The sequence below is a fragment of the uncultured Polaribacter sp. genome, from assembly GCF_947503875.1.
GTDB lineage: Bacteria > Bacteroidota > Bacteroidia > Flavobacteriales > Flavobacteriaceae > Polaribacter.
Genome location: NZ_CANNFH010000003.1, coordinates 362,294 through 378,317 on the forward strand (window position 1 = coordinate 362,294; position 16,024 = coordinate 378,317).

General features: G+C 30.4%; 15 protein-coding genes. 6 read left to right on the plus strand and 9 right to left on the minus strand.

Annotated features, from left to right (window positions below):
• Positions 1 to 16 precede the first annotated feature (16 nt).
• Positions 17 to 367, minus strand: a complete 351-nt coding sequence (locus Q0684_RS06640; RefSeq protein ID WP_299014135.1) for a 4Fe-4S dicluster domain-containing protein — start codon at positions 365 to 367, stop codon at positions 17 to 19.
• A 69-nt stretch (positions 368 to 436) separates the two neighbouring features.
• Between Q0684_RS06640 and Q0684_RS06645 the strand changes: the two genes are divergently transcribed.
• The 6 genes from Q0684_RS06645 to Q0684_RS06670 all read left to right on the plus strand — a co-directional run bounded on the left by Q0684_RS06645 (position 437) and on the right by Q0684_RS06670 (position 7,504).
• Entirely contained in the window at positions 437 to 1,495 is a 1,059-nt protein-coding gene (locus tag Q0684_RS06645) for an acyl-CoA reductase (RefSeq protein WP_299014138.1), read from the plus strand.
• An 83-nt stretch (positions 1,496 to 1,578) separates the two neighbouring features.
• Entirely contained in the window at positions 1,579 to 2,643 is a 1,065-nt protein-coding gene (serC, locus tag Q0684_RS06650; protein ID WP_299014141.1) for a 3-phosphoserine/phosphohydroxythreonine transaminase, read from the plus strand.
• A 93-nt stretch (positions 2,644 to 2,736) separates the two neighbouring features.
• Positions 2,737 to 3,690: a D-2-hydroxyacid dehydrogenase gene (locus tag Q0684_RS06655; RefSeq protein ID WP_299014144.1), complete on the plus strand. Its 954-nt coding sequence runs from the start codon at positions 2,737 to 2,739 to the stop codon at positions 3,688 to 3,690.
• A gap of 89 nt (positions 3,691 to 3,779) precedes the next feature.
• Positions 3,780 to 4,448, plus strand: coding sequence for a YggS family pyridoxal phosphate-dependent enzyme (locus Q0684_RS06660; RefSeq protein ID WP_299014146.1), 669 nt, complete (start codon positions 3,780 to 3,782; stop codon positions 4,446 to 4,448).
• Between the two features lie 21 nt (positions 4,449 to 4,469).
• Positions 4,470 to 5,555, plus strand: a complete 1,086-nt coding sequence (locus Q0684_RS06665; RefSeq protein ID WP_299014149.1) for a 3'-5' exonuclease — start codon at positions 4,470 to 4,472, stop codon at positions 5,553 to 5,555.
• Positions 5,552 to 7,504 carry a hypothetical protein gene (locus Q0684_RS06670; protein ID WP_299014152.1) on the plus strand — a complete coding sequence of 651 codons (1,953 nt, stop codon included), beginning with the start codon at positions 5,552 to 5,554 and terminating at the stop codon, positions 7,502 to 7,504. The genes Q0684_RS06665 and Q0684_RS06670 overlap by 4 nt, the downstream gene beginning before the upstream one ends.
• Here the strand turns inward: Q0684_RS06670 and Q0684_RS06675 are convergent.
• The 8 genes from Q0684_RS06675 to Q0684_RS06710 all read right to left on the minus strand — a co-directional run bounded on the left by Q0684_RS06675 (position 7,501) and on the right by Q0684_RS06710 (position 15,939).
• The gene (locus Q0684_RS06675; RefSeq protein WP_299014155.1) at positions 7,501 to 8,115 is read right to left on the minus strand and encodes a LysE family translocator; all 615 of its coding nucleotides are present in this window, start codon (positions 8,113 to 8,115) and stop codon (positions 7,501 to 7,503) included. The two genes, Q0684_RS06670 and Q0684_RS06675, sit on opposite strands and share 4 nt — an antisense overlap.
• Positions 8,116 to 8,128: 13 nt before the next feature.
• On the minus strand, positions 8,129 to 9,169 hold the full coding sequence (locus Q0684_RS06680) for a quinone-dependent dihydroorotate dehydrogenase (protein WP_299014158.1): 1,041 nt from the start codon (positions 9,167 to 9,169) through the stop codon (positions 8,129 to 8,131).
• 122 nt (positions 9,170 to 9,291) lie between these two features.
• On the minus strand, positions 9,292 to 11,718 hold the full coding sequence (gene pheT / locus Q0684_RS06685) for a phenylalanine--tRNA ligase subunit beta (protein WP_299014160.1): 2,427 nt from the start codon (positions 11,716 to 11,718) through the stop codon (positions 9,292 to 9,294).
• Between the two features lie 202 nt (positions 11,719 to 11,920).
• Positions 11,921 to 12,481, minus strand: coding sequence for a phosphatase PAP2 family protein (locus Q0684_RS06690; RefSeq protein ID WP_299014162.1), 561 nt, complete (start codon positions 12,479 to 12,481; stop codon positions 11,921 to 11,923).
• A gap of 1 nt (position 12,482) precedes the next feature.
• Positions 12,483 to 13,637 carry a peptidylprolyl isomerase gene (locus Q0684_RS06695; protein WP_299014166.1) on the minus strand — a complete coding sequence of 385 codons (1,155 nt, stop codon included), beginning with the start codon at positions 13,635 to 13,637 and terminating at the stop codon, positions 12,483 to 12,485.
• A 2-nt stretch (positions 13,638 to 13,639) separates the two neighbouring features.
• Positions 13,640 to 14,368: an FKBP-type peptidyl-prolyl cis-trans isomerase gene (locus Q0684_RS06700; RefSeq protein WP_299014168.1), complete on the minus strand. Its 729-nt coding sequence runs from the start codon at positions 14,366 to 14,368 to the stop codon at positions 13,640 to 13,642.
• Positions 14,369 to 14,387: 19 nt separating this feature from the next.
• Entirely contained in the window at positions 14,388 to 14,921 is a 534-nt protein-coding gene (gldI, locus tag Q0684_RS06705; protein ID WP_299014171.1) for a gliding motility-associated peptidyl-prolyl isomerase GldI, read from the minus strand.
• Entirely contained in the window at positions 14,911 to 15,939 is a 1,029-nt protein-coding gene (locus Q0684_RS06710) for a bifunctional oligoribonuclease/PAP phosphatase NrnA (protein WP_299014174.1), read from the minus strand. The genes gldI and Q0684_RS06710 overlap by 11 nt, the downstream gene beginning before the upstream one ends.
• Positions 15,940 to 16,024 lie beyond the last annotated feature (85 nt).

Below are 16,024 nucleotides of genomic sequence, written 5' to 3' on the forward strand. Positions count from 1 at the left end.
TTTTTGATTCAAATGACTACTCATTATGCATAAACGCTTGTTTTGCCAGTAATTCCTCTTCAGTTTCTACAATATCTTCATCTGGCACACAACAATCTACAGGACAAACTGCCGCACATTGTGGCTCTTCATGAAAGCCCATACATTCTGTACATTTGTCTGGTGATATGTAATAAATCTCATCAGAAATTGGTTCTTGTACTTCGTCTGCATTTACAGCTTTACCACTTGGCAAAACTACGTCACCACTCAAATCTGTTCCGTCTGCATATTTCCAATCATCTGCACCTTCGTAAATTGCAGTATTTGGACATTCTGGTTCACAAGCCCCACAATTTATGCATTCATCTGTTATTATAATTGCCATAATTTTCTATTCTGTTTTGTACCTTTGCAATTGCAAAAATAAGTCCAAAAAAAGTTACATCCAAAATAAATGACTCCTATTCAACATAGAATTAACGCTTTTAACAAATTAGGCGGCTTTTTAAGTCAATTTTCTAACAAAAAAATAGAGAAAAAAGAAGACATACCACACAACGATTTATTTTTTGATGGCTTTAAACATCAGCTAAAATTAGCACAAGAAAGTAACACTTGGTTTACAAAAGACAACATATTACTTTCTTTAGAAAACTGGTCTAAAGCATTATCTATAAGTAATTTAGAAAAATGGACAGCTAATTTAAAACCAATTTCAGAACAAAAAACAGTAGCCATAGTTATGGCTGGTAATATTCCTTTAGTTGGTTTTCACGATTTTTTAGCGGTCTTAATTTCTGGTCATAAAGTTTTGGTAAAACAATCTTCTAATGACAAACACCTATTACCTTTTATTGCCAAATATTTAGAGTATGTTGATGATAGTTTGAAAGGAAAAATAACGTTTACAGCACAAAAACTAGAAAATTTTGATGCAGTTATTGCTACAGGAAGCAATAATACGGCAAGATATTTTGAATATTATTTTAAAAACAAACCAAATATCATCAGAAAAAACAGAAACTCTGTTGCTGTAATTACAGGTAACGAAACCGAACAAGATTTAGAAAAATTATCTAATGATGTATTTACCTATTTTGGTTTGGGCTGCAGATCTGTTTCTAAATTATATGTTCCCAAAAATTACGATTTCAATCATTTTTTTAACGGAATGTACAATAAAAAAGACATCCTTTACAACGCTAAATATGCCAATAATTACGATTATAACAAGGCAGTTTACTTAATGAGTGAATTCGATTTGCTAGAAAATGGTTTTTTAATGATTAAGGAAGACGAGAGTTACTCCTCTCCTATTGCTACTATTTTTTATGAATATTATGACAATCCAATCGATTTAAAAATAAAATTACACGAAGACAAAGAAAAGATTCAATGTATTGTTGCCAAAAATTTTATAGAAAATGAAATTGCCTTTGGCGAAACGCAAAACCCTAATTTATGGGATTATGCAGATGATGTAAATACGTTGGAATTTTTAACAGAAATATAAAATAGTTTTTGGTTGATGTTTACTGATTTTTCATAAAAAAACTTTGAAACCTTAAAACTTAAAAACTTTGAAACTCAAAATAAATGAAAAAACATAATTTTAGTGCAGGCCCTTGTATTTTACCACAAGAAGTGCTACAAAAAGCATCAGAAGCAATTCTAAATTTTAATAATGATGATTTATCTTTAATCGAAATTTCTCATAGAAGTAAATCTTTTGTTGCTGTTATAGAAAAAGCTAGAAGTTTGGCTTTAGAACTTTTAGGTTTAGAAAATAAAGGTTATAAAGCCCTATTTTTACACGGTGGCGCAAGTATGGAGTTTTTAATGGTAGCTTACAATTTGCTTGATAAAAAAGCCGCTTATTTAAACACAGGTACATGGTCAGACAAAGCCATAAAAGAAGCCAAAGCTTTTGGAGAAATAATAGAAGTTGCCTCTTCTAAAGATAAAGGTTACAATTATATACCTAAAGAATATGTAGTACCTAAAGATGCAGATTATTTTCATTGTACAAGCAATAATACTGTAGCTGGCACACAAATGAAATCTTTTCCAGAAACTGCTGTTCCATTAGTTTGTGATATGAGTTCAGATATTTTTTCACGTCAGTTAGATTTTGAGAAATTCGATTTAATTTATGCAGGTGCACAAAAAAATATGGGACCAGCAGGCACAACTTTAGTAATTGTAAAAGAAAATATTTTAGGCAAAGTAGAAAGGCACATTCCGTCTATGTTAAATTATCAAACACATATAGACAAAGACAGTATGTTTAATACACCTGCCGTTTTTCCTGTTTACGTTTCTATGTTAACCTTGCAATGGTTAAAAGATTTGGGTGGCATTTCTTTTATTGAAGAAGTAAACAACAAAAAAGCAGCACTTTTGTATGCAGAAATCGATAGAAATTCGCTTTTTGAAGGTATAGTTGCCAAAGAAGATAGAAGTACAATGAACGCCACTTTTATTTTAAAAGACAAGTCTTTAACAGAAAAATTCGACAAAATGTGGGCAGCAGCTGGCATAAATGGTTTAAACGGCCACAGAAGTGTTGGTGGTTATAGAGCAAGCATGTACAATGCATTACCATTATACAGCGTACAAGTTTTGGTGGATGTAATGCAAAAACTAGAATCTCAACTTTAATACTTCACTGAAAGAAGAAAACGGTTGATTTAAAATTAAAAGAATAATTAATACTAAATAAAAACTCCTTCCCTTTGGGAAGGTTGGGATGGGATGAAAATATTAGCAAACGATGGTATTTCTAATAGTGGAAAACAAGTTTTAGAAAAAGCTGGCTTTGAAGTTTTAGTAACAAAAGTGGCTCAAAACCAATTAGAAAATTATATAAACGACCAAAATATAGATGCAATTTTGGTAAGAAGTGCCACACAAGTGCGCCAAGAATTAATTGAAGCTTGCCCAAGTTTAAAATTAATTGGACGTGGTGGTGTTGGTTTAGATAATATTGATGTAGAATTTGCAGAAGATAATGGTTTACACGTAATTAATACACCAGAAGCTTCTTCTAGCTCTGTGGCAGAATTAGTATTTGCCCATTTGTTTGGTATGGCAAGATTTTTACATTCTTCTAATAGAGAAATGCCTTTAGAAGGCGATACACGTTTTAAAGAACTAAAAAAAGCCTATGCAAACGGCACAGAATTAAGAGGTAAAACCATTGGTATTATTGGCTTAGGAAAAATAGGGCAAGAAGTTGCCAAAATTGCACTAGGTCTTGGTATGAAGGTTGTAGCTACAGATCAATTAATTGAATCTGCACCAATTTCTTTAGAGTTTTTTAACGGTCAAAAAATAACGTTTACTATTGATACTGTAGAAAAAGATGAGCTTTTAAAAGAAGCCGATTTTATTACTTTGCATGTACCTGCACAAGATAATTATATTATTACGGCAGATGATTTTGAAAAAATGAAAACTGGTGTTGGAATTATAAATACAGCTAGAGGTGGTATTTTACATGAAGTAGATTTAGTAAGTGCAATTTCAGAAGGTAAAGTACAATTTGCCGGTTTAGATGTTTTTGAAACAGAACCAGAACCTGCTGTGCAATTATTAATGAATCCAGAAATATCTTTAACGCCACATATTGGTGCTGGTACTATTGAAGCACAAGAGAGAATTGGTGTGGAATTAGCTAATCAGATAATTGCATTGTTAAAAAATTAATTTTTGTTTTTGGGTTGATGATTTTTTTTAAACCTTAAAAACTTTCAACTTTAAAACTTTAAAAACTCTAAACCTTTGAAACTTAAAAAATGATTAAAGAAAATTTAGAAAATATAAAAAGTCAAATTCCTGATAATGTTACCTTAGTTGCTGTTTCTAAAACAAAACCAGTTGCAGATTTACAAGAAGCCTACAATGCTGGTCAGCGTGTTTTTGGTGAAAATAAAATCCAAGAAATGGTAGATAAGTATGATGCTTTACCTAAAGATATTAAATGGCACATGATTGGTCATTTGCAAAGTAATAAGGTAAAATACATGGCACATTTTGTAGATTTAATTCACGGAATTGATAAGTTTTCTACTTTAAAAGAGATTAACAAGCAAGCTAAAAAACACAATAGAGTAATTAATTGTTTACTACAAGTTAAAATTGCCAAAGAAGACACCAAGTTTGGTTTATCGTTTTCTGATATTGAAGAAATTTTAAATTCACCTGAATTTACAAGCCTAGAAAATATAAAGGTTGTTGGGTTTATGGGAATGGCTACGTTTACAAACAATCAAAAGCAATTACAAGAAGAATTTTCATCATTAAAAACTTTTTTTGATAAACACAAAGCATTGCCTGATACTGCTAACTGCAAACTAAAAACACTTTCTATGGGTATGAGTGGCGATTTTAAATTGGCCATAAAAGAGGGAAGTACAATGATTCGCGTAGGAAGTTCTATCTTTGGAAATAGAAATTACAATTAAAAACTAATTTAAAAATAAAATTTGTACGCAGTTTTAGATATAGAAACCACAGGTGGTAAGTTTAATGAAGAAGGAATTACAGAAATTGCCATTTATAAATTTGATGGATTAGAAGTAGTTGATCAATTTATCAGTCTAGTAAATCCAGAAAAAGAAATTCAAGAATTTGTTGTAAAACTTACGGGTATCAATAATAAAATGTTGCGTAATGCCCCTAAATTTTACGAAGTTGCCAAACGTATCTTACAAATTACCGAAGAATGCACCTTAATTGCACACAACACTTCTTTTGATTACAGAATTCTGCGAACCGAATTTAATCGTTTAGGTTATGAGTATAAAAGAAATACACTTTGTACGGTAGAATTAAGTAAGCAATTAATTTTAGACCAACCTTCTTACAGTTTAGGCAAGCTTACTAGGGCTTTAGGCATACCTATGACAGACAGGCACAGAGCATCTGGAGACGCCTTAGCCACTGTACAATTATTTAAATTACTACTAGAAAAAGATGTTGAAAAAAACATCATTCAAAACACTGTAAAATATCACGACAAGAGAATAGAAAAAGAACGCCTGAAAAAGCTAATTGAATCTGTATCCAAAGAGTTAGGTCTTTTTTACATTCATGACAAAGAAGGCAAAGTATTGTTTTTAGGGCGTGGTAAAAATGCAAAATCTGAGGTAAACAAACTCTTTTTAAAGGAAACAAAACGCGCATTAAAAATTCAAGAACGTGTAAACTCCATATCATTTGAAAAATCTGGTAATGAACTATTTATGCGTTTAAAATATCTTTTAGAATTAGAAAAATTAGACCCAAAATATAACATCAGAAAAAAAAGAAAACCTTACTTATTACATTTTAATAATGACGATTTTATTATAGTAGATAAAGGTAGAACTATAGAAGAAAATGCAATTATTTTAATAGAAAATAATGAGGTATTTGGCTATGGTTACACAAATCTAAATTTTCAAGAAAAAAAAATAGACATTTTAAAAAGTATCTTAACACCTATTGCAAATAAAAACTTAGCAAAAGGTATTGTAAAGGAATACTTGAATAAAAATAAAGTTCAAAGAATTATACGCTTAGAAAAATGAAAAACATAATTGTTGCTTGCTTACTTTTAAGTTTTAGTGCAAACTTTAGTGCCCAAAAAAAGAAATCTACTAAAATGGGACAAACCACTTTAAAAGAACTTAAAATGCAACTTTATGAACAAGATAGTACTGCAAATGCTGTGGTTTTGTATGAGCATGCCAATGTTTATTTAGACGAAGGGCACGAATATCAAACTAGAACAGATTATTACTATCGTATTAAAATCTTTAATAAAGCAGCGTTTAATTTAGCAGATATAAATATTAACCTTTTTAAAGATAAAAGCGTAAAAGATCTTAAGGCCATTACGTACAATCTTTCTGAAGGTAGAATGGTTAAAAACTATCTTCAAACAGATAAAATATTTTCTGTAAAAGAAGGCGAAAATTGGACTGTTAAAAAATTTACGCTTCCAAATGTACAAGAAGGTGCTGTTTTAGAATATAAATACAGTATTATTTCTCCGTATTTAGGTTTAGATGACTGGGTTTTTCAATCTGAAATACCAAAAATAAAAAGTGAATACGATGCTGCTATTTTAGGTAATTACAAATACAATATTAGAATAATTGGCTTTAACAAATTAGATAAAGACAAACCTTCTGTAGACAAAAAATGTGTTTTTATAGACGGTATAGGCCAAGGTGCTTGTGCAATTTATTCTTATGGTATGTATAATATTCCTGCTTTTAAGGAAGAAGATTTTATGCTAAGTAAAAAAAATTACATTTCTAGACTTTCTTTTGATTTAGAATCTTATACCAGCCCAGAAGGTAAAGTGCAAAAATATACCACTACGTGGGAACAAGCCGATAAAAAATTAAAAAGTCAGTTTTTTAATAACCAACTTTCTAAAAAAAAATATTTCAAAAAAAGGCTTCCAGAACAAATATTTACTTTAGATAATAATTTACAAAAAGCACAAGAAATATACAGTTTCATACAGAATCATTTTACTTGGAATAACTATTATTGGTCTAGTGAAGATGCTAAAGTAAAAGACGCCTTTACAGAAAAAAGTGGGAATGTAAGTGAAATAAATTTGGCGCTTTTTAATAGTTTAAGAGCCGCAGAGTTAGAGGCTACTTTAGTTGTTTTATCTACAAGAAATAATGGAATGCCTACCAAATTATACCCAATTATTTATGATTACAATTATGTAGTTGTAAAAACAATTATAAATGGCAAAGCATATTTTTTAGATGCTACAGAAAAATATTTACCTTTTGGACAATTACCAGTTAGAACACTTAATGGAGAAGCTAGAGAAATTAGCTTTAAAGAAGATGGCACTTGGATTGTTTTAAAACCTAAATACCCTTCATCAAAAAATATAAATGCAGATTTAACACTAAATGCAGAGGGTGAATTTACAGGCAAAGTACACATTACAAAAATGGGATATTATGCCGCAGAACAAAGAGAAAAAATAGCCTTACTTACAGAAGAAGCACTTTTAGAAGATTTTGAAACATCACATCCAGATTTAGAAGTAAATGATTACAAAGTTACAGCAGAAAAAGCTTTAGACAAGCCTTTAAAAGAAACGTACGACGTTACAATTTTTATGGATGAAAATTTAGGAAATACCACTAGAATCAATCCATTTTTATTTAATCGTTTAAAAGAAAACCCATTTAAATTAAAAGAAAGGCTTTATCCTGTAGATTTTGGTCGCCCTTTTAGCCATAATTTTGCTTTACGCCTTAAAATTCCGGAGAATTACACCATTGTAAGCATACCAGAAAGTAAGGCAATGCAATTGCCAAATAATGGTGGTTTTTTTGTAATAAACACTACCAAATTAGACAACGTAATAAAAGTTTACGCGCGTTTTAAAATAAGCAAAAAAAGTTTTTCTAGTAATGATTATTTTGCGCTTAAAGAGTTTTTTAACCAAATTATAATTGCAGAAAAGGCATACGTGGTCTTAAAAAAGAAATCTTAAATTAAAATAAAAATAGCCACTAAAATAAATACAACAATTTGTACCCATTTTAGGTAAACACCAATGTTTCTGTGTTCTTTTACACTTGCTGCAATACTGCCCGCTAAAATTGCAATGCCTGAAAATATTACTAAGGAAACTAGCATAAAAACACCACCTAATATATAAAATTGCACAACTTTATTTAAGGTTGTGCTAAATAAAAAACCTGGAAAAAATGCCAAAAAGAAAATGGATACTTTAGGATTTAAAACATTCATTACAAAACCTTGTTTAAACAATTGCTTTGTAGTTTTCTTCTGAATGTTTTCTGATGAAAATACAATTTGTGAATCAGATTTAAAAACCTTGTAGGCCAAATACAACAGGTATAAAGTGCCAAATATTTTAATTCCCAAAAAAAGATATTCAGATTGTTTTATAATTGCAGCAACACCAAAAGCCAATAAAGTAGTATGAATTAAACAACCTGTAATTAATCCAAAAACAGTAGCTAAACCATATTTTTTACCGTTTACAATACTCTGCATTAAAACAAAAATATTGTCTGGCCCTGGAGAAATTGCCAAAACACTTGTTGCCAACGCAAAAGAAAAAAGTGTTTCTAACATTTTAAGCTTAAAATTAACTATCTAATTGCTGTAAAACAGCCTCATTAATGCGCTTAATTAACTTAGGGCCTTCATAAATAAAACCTGTATATACTTGCACCAAATCTGCGCCTGCATTTATCTTTTCTAAAGCATCTGCTGCAGAGTGTATACCTCCTACTCCAATTATTGGAAAAGCTTTCTGAGACTTGTCTGCCAAATATTGAATTACCTTTGTACTCTGATTTTTTATCGGTTGTCCGCTAACACCACCATTGCCAATTTCTTTTAATCTGGCATCTGAAGCTTTTAAATTATCTCTAGTGGTAGATGTATTTGATGCAATTACACCATCAATTTTTGTTTCTGCTACCAAAGCTATAATTTCATCTAATTGCTGCGTATTTAAATCTGGTGCAATTTTGAGCAAAATAGGTTTCTGTTCTGCAAATTTTGTATTCTCTTTTTGACAAGAAGTAATCAATTCTATTAGGTAATCTTTATCATTCAATTTTGCATGACTGCCAACATTTGGGCAACTCACATTCAGAACAAAATAGTCTACAAAAGCGTGTAATTCTTTAAAAACACTTAGGTAATCATCTGTATAATTTTCTGGAGCAGTTTGTGTGTTTTTACCAATATTACCGCCAATAATTACTTTCCCTTTATTCTTTTTTAAGTTTTTAATTGCCTCTGCTACACCATCATTATTAAAGCCCATTCTATTAATAATTCCTTGATCGTCTTTTAAACGAAATAGCCTTTTTTTAGGATTCCCCACTTGCCCTTTTGGTGTAACTGTGCCTATTTCTATAAAGCCAAAACCAAAGTTTGCCAATTCGTTATACAAAACTGCATTCTTATCGAAACCTGCAGCTAACCCAACAGGGTTTTTAAATGTTAACCCAAATAAATTACGTTCTAGTTTTTTATCGTTTATTTGATACAAACTTCTAAAAAGAGCAGCTACAAAAGGTATTTTACAACAAGTTCTAATTAAAGAAAATGTAAAATAATGTACTTTTTCTGGGTCGAATAAAAATAATATTGGACGGATTATTGATTTATACATATTTTTTTATCATTACTGCAAAAGCAGGAATCTATTTGGTTATTATTATTTTTCTAAATTCCTGCCTGGGCCGGAATGACACGAAGTGCCAAAAAAAGCCCCAAATAAATGGAGCTTTTAAATTATCTTAAAACAGCTGATACATTTTTCTCAAAACTTTGCTGTAACTTTTGCATAATCTTATCTATTTGTTTGTCTGCCAACGTTTTTGTTTCATCTTGCAAAATAAAACTAACCGCATAAGATTTTTTACCTTCTGGTAACTTATCTCCTTCATAAACATCAAACAAATCCACTTCTTTTAACAACTTTTTTTCTGTCTGAAAAGCTAAATTATAAATTTCTTTAAACGCTGTTTTTGTATCTAACAGTAATGCTAAATCTCTTTTTACAACAGGAAATTTAGGCAAATCTGTTACTTTAACATTTTTATTACCCACCAATTTTAAAATAGTATCCCAGTTAAAATCTGCAAATAATACTTGTTGTTTTATGCCAAATTCTTTTAATATACTACGCTTAACAATTCCAAATTCTACAAGTTTCATCTTCCCTAGACCTAAAGAAACACCTTCAGAAAAAATATCTTGTTTGGTTGGTGTTAATTTTGCTTTAGAAATTCCTATTCGTTCTAAAACACTATTAATTATTCCTTTTAAATAGAAAAAATCTGATGTTTTGGTGTCTATATTCCAATTATCTGCTGTTCTATTTCCTGTAATAAACAACGTTAAATGCTTATCTTCTTGGTATTTATCATTGTATTTATGATACGTTTTACCAAATTCATAGAATTTTAAAGCATTATTTTTTCTATTGATGTTATAAGCAACAGATTCTAAACCACTAAACAACAAAGACTGGCGTAGCACTTTTAAATCGTTACTTAAAGGATTTAACATGACTACACCTGCTTGTTCATTTATATTTTCTGATAAATTAGTGTAAGAAGGCTTGGTTAAAGAGTTTGCCATAGTTTCATTAAAACCTAACGCACTCAATTGATTTGCAACAATGTTTTCTACTTTCGTATCTTTATTAGAATCAAAAGAAATAGACGTGTTAAGCTTGTGAGAAAACTCTATGTTATTATAACCGTAAACTCTTAAAATTTCTTCTATAATATCTGCTTCTCGCTGCACATCTGTTCTGTAAGATGGTATGGTTAAACCTAAACCACCTTCAGTTTCGCTATTAATCTTAATTTCTAAAGAAGCTAAAATTTGTTTAATTGTATCTTTAGGAATTTCTTGACCTATTAATCTATACGCATTTTCGTAAGATAAAAATACTTGAAAATCTTGAATTTTTTCTGGGTAAAAGTCTGAAATATCTGAGGCCATTTTACCACCTGCATATTCTTCAATTAATAATGCAGCACGCTTTAAAGCATATTCCACAAAATTGATATCAATACCTCTTTCAAAACGGAAAGAAGCATCTGTATTTAACGCATGTCTTTTCGCTGTTTTTCTAACAGAAACCGGATTAAAATAAGCACTCTCTAAAAAAATAGAGGTAGTATTTTTAGTTACTCCAGATTTACTTCCTCCAAAAACACCAGCAATACAAAGCGGATTAGCGTCTGCATCACAAATCATAATATCTTCAGCAGACAATTCTCTTTCTACATCATCTAAAGTGGTAAACTTTGTGCCTTCTTCTAATGTTTGTACTAAAATTTTATTCCCTTTAATTTTTTGTGCATCAAAAGCGTGTAAAGGTTGGCCTAATTCGTGTAACACATAATTGGTAATGTCTACAATATTATTCTTAGGTGTTAAACCTATTGCTTTTAAACGGTTCTGAATCCATTCTGGAGAATCTTTTACCTCAATATCTGTAATGGTTATTCCACAATATCTTGGCGCCAATTCTTTATTTTCTACTTCAACATCAAAACGCAGTGTTCTTTCATCTACATGAAAATCACTAACTGAAGGAGAAATTAATTCTAAGTATATGTCATTTTGAATTAATCCTGCTTTTAAATCTCTTGCAACGCCAAAATGACTCATTGCGTCTGATCTATTTGGTGTCAAACCAATTTCAAAAACCTGATCTGTTTCTATATTAAAAACTTCTGCTGCTGGTTTACCAACTTCCAAAGTTTCGTCTAAAATCATAATTCCATCATGGCTACTACCTAAACCTAGTTCGTCTTCGGCACAAATCATTCCATGACTTTCTTCCCCTCTAATTTTTCCTTTTTTAATCTTAAATGCTTCGCCTTTATCATCATATAAAGTAGTGCCTACTGTGGCAACCGGTACTTTTTGACCTGCAGCAACATTTGGTGCACCACATACAATTTGTACTGGTGCTTCTGCACCTAAATCTACTGTAGTAACGTTTAATCTGTCTGCATTTGGGTGTTGTACACAAGTTAAAACGTGCCCAACCACAATTCCCTCTAAACTTCCTTTAATAGATTCTTTCGTTTCTATACCTTCTACCTCTAAACCTAAATCAGTTAATAATTCTCCAGTCTTTACAGCATCCCAATCTGTTTGTAAAAATTGTTTTAACCAATTGTATGATATTTTCATTTTCTATTTTTGAATATTTCAAGGGCAAATTTACTGATTTTTTATCTATTTATTTACTAAAATCAGTCCTTATTATCTCTAAGAGCACAAGCATTTAAGGCGTTATTTTTCCACTTAAAACACAATTATTTTAAGTGAAAATGGTGTATTTAATAAAGTTTGAATGGATTTAATTTTTCAGAAAACCAACAATTGCTAAAGGCTATTGGAAAATTTTGTTTTCTACTTTTTTGAATAAATAGTAGTAAAGATTACCAAAAGTTACACCAATTAAAATACCTACAAGTATGTCTATTGGAAAATGCACGCCCAAATAAAGTCTGCTATAGGCAAAAACCATTGGAAAAAGTATCATAAAATAAATACCCTTAAACCTATTTCTTAATAACAAAATTGTAAAAGTTGTAAAAAAAGTTGAAGTAGTTGCATGCCCAGACATAAAACTATAGCCTTTTGGTTTTATAAAAAGTCTAAGTAAATGTTTTATCTCAGGATCATTATTTGGTCTTAATCTCTCTACTGAATTTTTAATAAGGTTTGTAAATTGATCTGAAAAAGCTACCAATATAACCATAGATAATATTATAAAGCCTCCTTTTTTCCAACCAAAAGATTTAACAACTAGAAAAATAATTAATAAAAAAAGTGGAATCCAAGAAAGTTGATTTGTGATTTGTAACCACAAGGCATCCCAGCTCTCATTTCCTAAACTGTTTAGGAAAATTAGTAATTCCTTGTCTTTTTTTATAATTTCTTCTAACAACCTATTTGCCTACTTTTAAAATTTCTACTTCGAATATTAAATCAGATTTTGCTGGAAAAGGACCGTATTTTTGTTCTCCAAAACCAATGTAATAAGGTATAAATAATCTTGCTTTTTCACCTTCTCTAAGCGTTAAAACGCCTTCTGTAAAACCTTCTATCATTGGTTTTTGCTTATCATTTAATTGAAAAACCAAAGGCTTACCACCGTCTTCTGTAGATTGTATTTTTTTACCATCTGCTAAATAAATGGTATAGTTTGCGGTAATTTGTTTGTTATCTACTACTTTTTTTCCATTCGTTTCTTTCAACTTTAAAATAGATAAGCCAGAATTGGTTTCTTTGGCTTTGATAGCATTCATTTCCCCAAAGAAAAGCTCTTTATCTTCTAAATATTTAGCATATCTTTTTTCTTCACTATCTTTCTCAATAGCATTTTTTTGCTCCTGTAGTTTATTAAAAGCAGCTACTTCATTAGCAAAGGTATTTGAGGCATCAAAATCTTTTGCAAAAGAACCAATTCTAATAATTTTTATGGTATGAATGGTATCATTTTGTACAATTTTACGAACTGTTGCCATACTTGCAGAATCTATAGCTCTTTCTAAAGTTAAAGAATCTGTATATTTTGTTTGTAATTCTTTACGTTGTAAAGAATTTACCACTGTTTTACCAAAAATACTGTGTTTTTCGTCTAAATGTGGTATTGCTCTGTGTGTAATAAAAAATTGACTATTGTTGGTAGTTGGCCCTCCATTAGCCATAGAAAGTACACCTGATTTATCATGCTTAAAAAGCAACTCTCCATTTTCATCTTTTGGAAACTCATCTCCAAAAAGGTAACCTGCACTTCGCCTACCTTTTGGTGTAAAAGCACCACCTTGTATTACAAAATCATTTACTACTCTATGAAATATAAGTCCGTCATAAAAATTACGCCCCTTTAAAGAATCGGGTAAAAACGTATTGTTACCTTCTATTAAAGCCACAAAGTTACCCACTGTTTTTGGCACCTCTTTAGCAAATAACTTTACTAAAATCTCACCTTTATTGGTCTCTATTTCCGCATACAAACCATCTTCTAAGCTCTTGTATTTTTGTGAAATACAAGAACTTAAAAAAACAGTTATAATAGTAAATAATATAAATTTTCTCATTATTATTTTACAATCTCTAATAGTTCCACTTCAAAAATTAAAGTAGAAAAGGGCTTAATTTGTGGACCTCTTTGTGCCGCTTTATACGCCAATTCTTGTGGTATAAAAAATTTGTATTTAGAACCAACAGTCATTAATTGTAAACCTTCTGTCCAACCAGGAATAACTTGATTTAAAGCAAATTCAGATGGTTCTCCTCTATCTACAGAACTATCAAATACTTTACCTTCTAAATTTGTACCATGATAATGTACTTTTACCTTTGTTGCTGCAGAAGCTGGCTTTTCACCTTTACCTTCTTTCATTACCATATATTGTAAACCACTTGCAGTAGTTATAATACCTGGTTTATTTTTATTTTCTGCTAAGAAATCTTCTCCTGCTTTTTTATTTTCTCCAAATTTAGCAGCTGCTTCTTCTTCTTGTTTTGCTTGCTGTTCTTTCATCATCTCTTCTCTTTTTTTATTGAAGAAAGGAGTTAAAACCGCTTGTGTATCACTGTAAGCAATTAATAAATTAGTAGAGTCTAAACCGTTAGAAATTGCCTGTAAAAGCACTGCTTTGTCAACTTCTTTAAAGTTAAATTTTAACTGATTTGCCATACTTAAACCAACAGCATAACTTACAGAATCTATTTCTGTTTCTAAAGATTTTACTTCTTTCATTTGATTTCCGCAAGAGAAAAGAGATGCTGTAACTACTACTACTGCTAAGTTTTTAATTATTTTCATTGTGTTTTTAATTTTAAATTTAATTTATGTTAATTAAGGTTACTGTACTTTTTATAGTTTGGTTTACACCTATTTTTTTACCATCTCCTGCCACTCCAAACGCGTTGTAAGACGGAATTACAAATGTAACTGTTTCTCCCTTTTTCATCAACTTTATTCCTTTCTGAATTCCAGAAATAAAATCTTCTTTATCTACTTTGTAGTTTTGAATGCCTAAAAATTCTTTAGTATATAAAATGTTATCATTTAAAGTGCTAATATTGTAAGTAAATGTAACCAAATCTCCTTCTTTAGGGTTTTGTAAATCTTCTTCAACTTTAGTTTTATAGGTATACCAAAATGCATTTGCAGAAGATTCATATTTTTTTAAAGAGTCTTTTTTTATAAATTGTAAGATCTCTTTTTCTTCTTGCTGAAATAATTGCTTGGTAACTTCTATATTTTCTTGAAAAACAGTAGTTGATGGTTTAGGATCTATAGGTCTTCTTGGTGTTGTTTGTGAACAACCCAAAAATAGCAGTAAAGCAAAAAAGAATGGTACTTTAAGCTTCATAAGAACTGTTTAATTCCTCTTTATAATTTGGTAAAAGTTTTTTAAAACTGGTAATCATTCCTTCCATAGTACCATCAAATCTTCCGCCTGCAGCATTATCATGTCCACCGCCATTAAAATGATTTCTAGCAAATTGATTTACAGAAAACCTTCCTTTAGAACGAAATGAAATTTTAATAATATCTTGTTCTTTGTCTTCTATAAAAATAGCCGCAAAAATAATTCCTTTTAAAGATAGTGCATAATTTACAACACCTTCTGTATCTCCTTTTTGGAAATCGAACTTGTTTTTTTCTGCTTCTGATAACGTAATAAATGCAGTTTTAAACTCTGGGAAAATTTGTAAATTACTTAATGCTTGCCCTAGTAATAACAATCTACCATACGAATTTGCATCATATACGTTATTATGTATTTTATCGTTTTCTGCTCCTTTATCTATTAAATCTGCTATAATTCTATGCGTTTTACTTGTTGTAGATCTAAATCGAAAAGAACCTGTATCTGTCATAATACCTGTATACAAACAGGTAGCAATCGCTTTGTCTATTAAATCTACATCGCCATTCATTTCTATAAATTGATATACCATTTGGCAAGTAGAACATATAGATGTATCAGAGTACATGTATTTTACATCATCTGGTTGTTGATGATGATCTATCATTGCAAAATCATTTGGATACTTTTCTAAAGTATTTTGCATATCTGAACCTACTCTGTGCAATGCATTAAAATCTAATAAGAATATAATTTCTGATGCATTAATTGCCTTTTGAGACTGACTATTTTGCCAATCAAAACGATAAACGGTATCTGAACTTGGCAGCCAATGTAAAAAATCTGGATATTCATTTGGCATTACCACTGTGGCTTTGTGCCCTTTTTTATCCAAGTACAATTTTAATGCTAAGGTACTACCAACAGCATCTCCATCTGGGTTTCTGTGCCCAACAATTACAATATTTCTTGGCTTTGCAAGAAAGGTTTTTAAAGCTTCAAATCCTTTTAAAATCATACGTTGCGAATATACAATTTAATTAAAAAAATTGTGTAATTTTGCGCCAAATTTGTGAGCAGTTTCACAAGAATAAAAATGAATT

Coding starts and splice junctions, on each gene's coding strand:
- Q0684_RS06640 (WP_299014135.1), bottom strand. CDS start 367: ATGGCAATTATAATAACAGATGAATGCATAAATTGTGGGGCTTGTGAA.
- Q0684_RS06645 (WP_299014138.1), top strand. CDS start 437: ATGACTCCTATTCAACATAGAATTAACGCTTTTAACAAATTAGGCGGC.
- serC (WP_299014141.1), top strand. CDS start 1,579: ATGAAAAAACATAATTTTAGTGCAGGCCCTTGTATTTTACCACAAGAA.
- Q0684_RS06655 (WP_299014144.1), top strand. CDS start 2,737: ATGAAAATATTAGCAAACGATGGTATTTCTAATAGTGGAAAACAAGTT.
- Q0684_RS06660 (WP_299014146.1), top strand. CDS start 3,780: ATGATTAAAGAAAATTTAGAAAATATAAAAAGTCAAATTCCTGATAAT.
- Q0684_RS06670 (WP_299014152.1), top strand. CDS start 5,552: ATGAAAAACATAATTGTTGCTTGCTTACTTTTAAGTTTTAGTGCAAAC.
- Q0684_RS06675 (WP_299014155.1), bottom strand. CDS start 8,115: ATGTTAGAAACACTTTTTTCTTTTGCGTTGGCAACAAGTGTTTTGGCA.
- Q0684_RS06680 (WP_299014158.1), bottom strand. CDS start 9,169: ATGTATAAATCAATAATCCGTCCAATATTATTTTTATTCGACCCAGAA.
- pheT (WP_299014160.1), bottom strand. CDS start 11,718: ATGAAAATATCATACAATTGGTTAAAACAATTTTTACAAACAGATTGG.
- Q0684_RS06695 (WP_299014166.1), bottom strand. CDS start 13,637: ATGAGAAAATTTATATTATTTACTATTATAACTGTTTTTTTAAGTTCT.
- Q0684_RS06700 (WP_299014168.1), bottom strand. CDS start 14,368: ATGAAAATAATTAAAAACTTAGCAGTAGTAGTAGTTACAGCATCTCTT.
- gldI (WP_299014171.1), bottom strand. CDS start 14,921: ATGAAGCTTAAAGTACCATTCTTTTTTGCTTTACTGCTATTTTTGGGT.
- Q0684_RS06710 (WP_299014174.1), bottom strand. CDS start 15,939: ATGATTTTAAAAGGATTTGAAGCTTTAAAAACCTTTCTTGCAAAGCCA.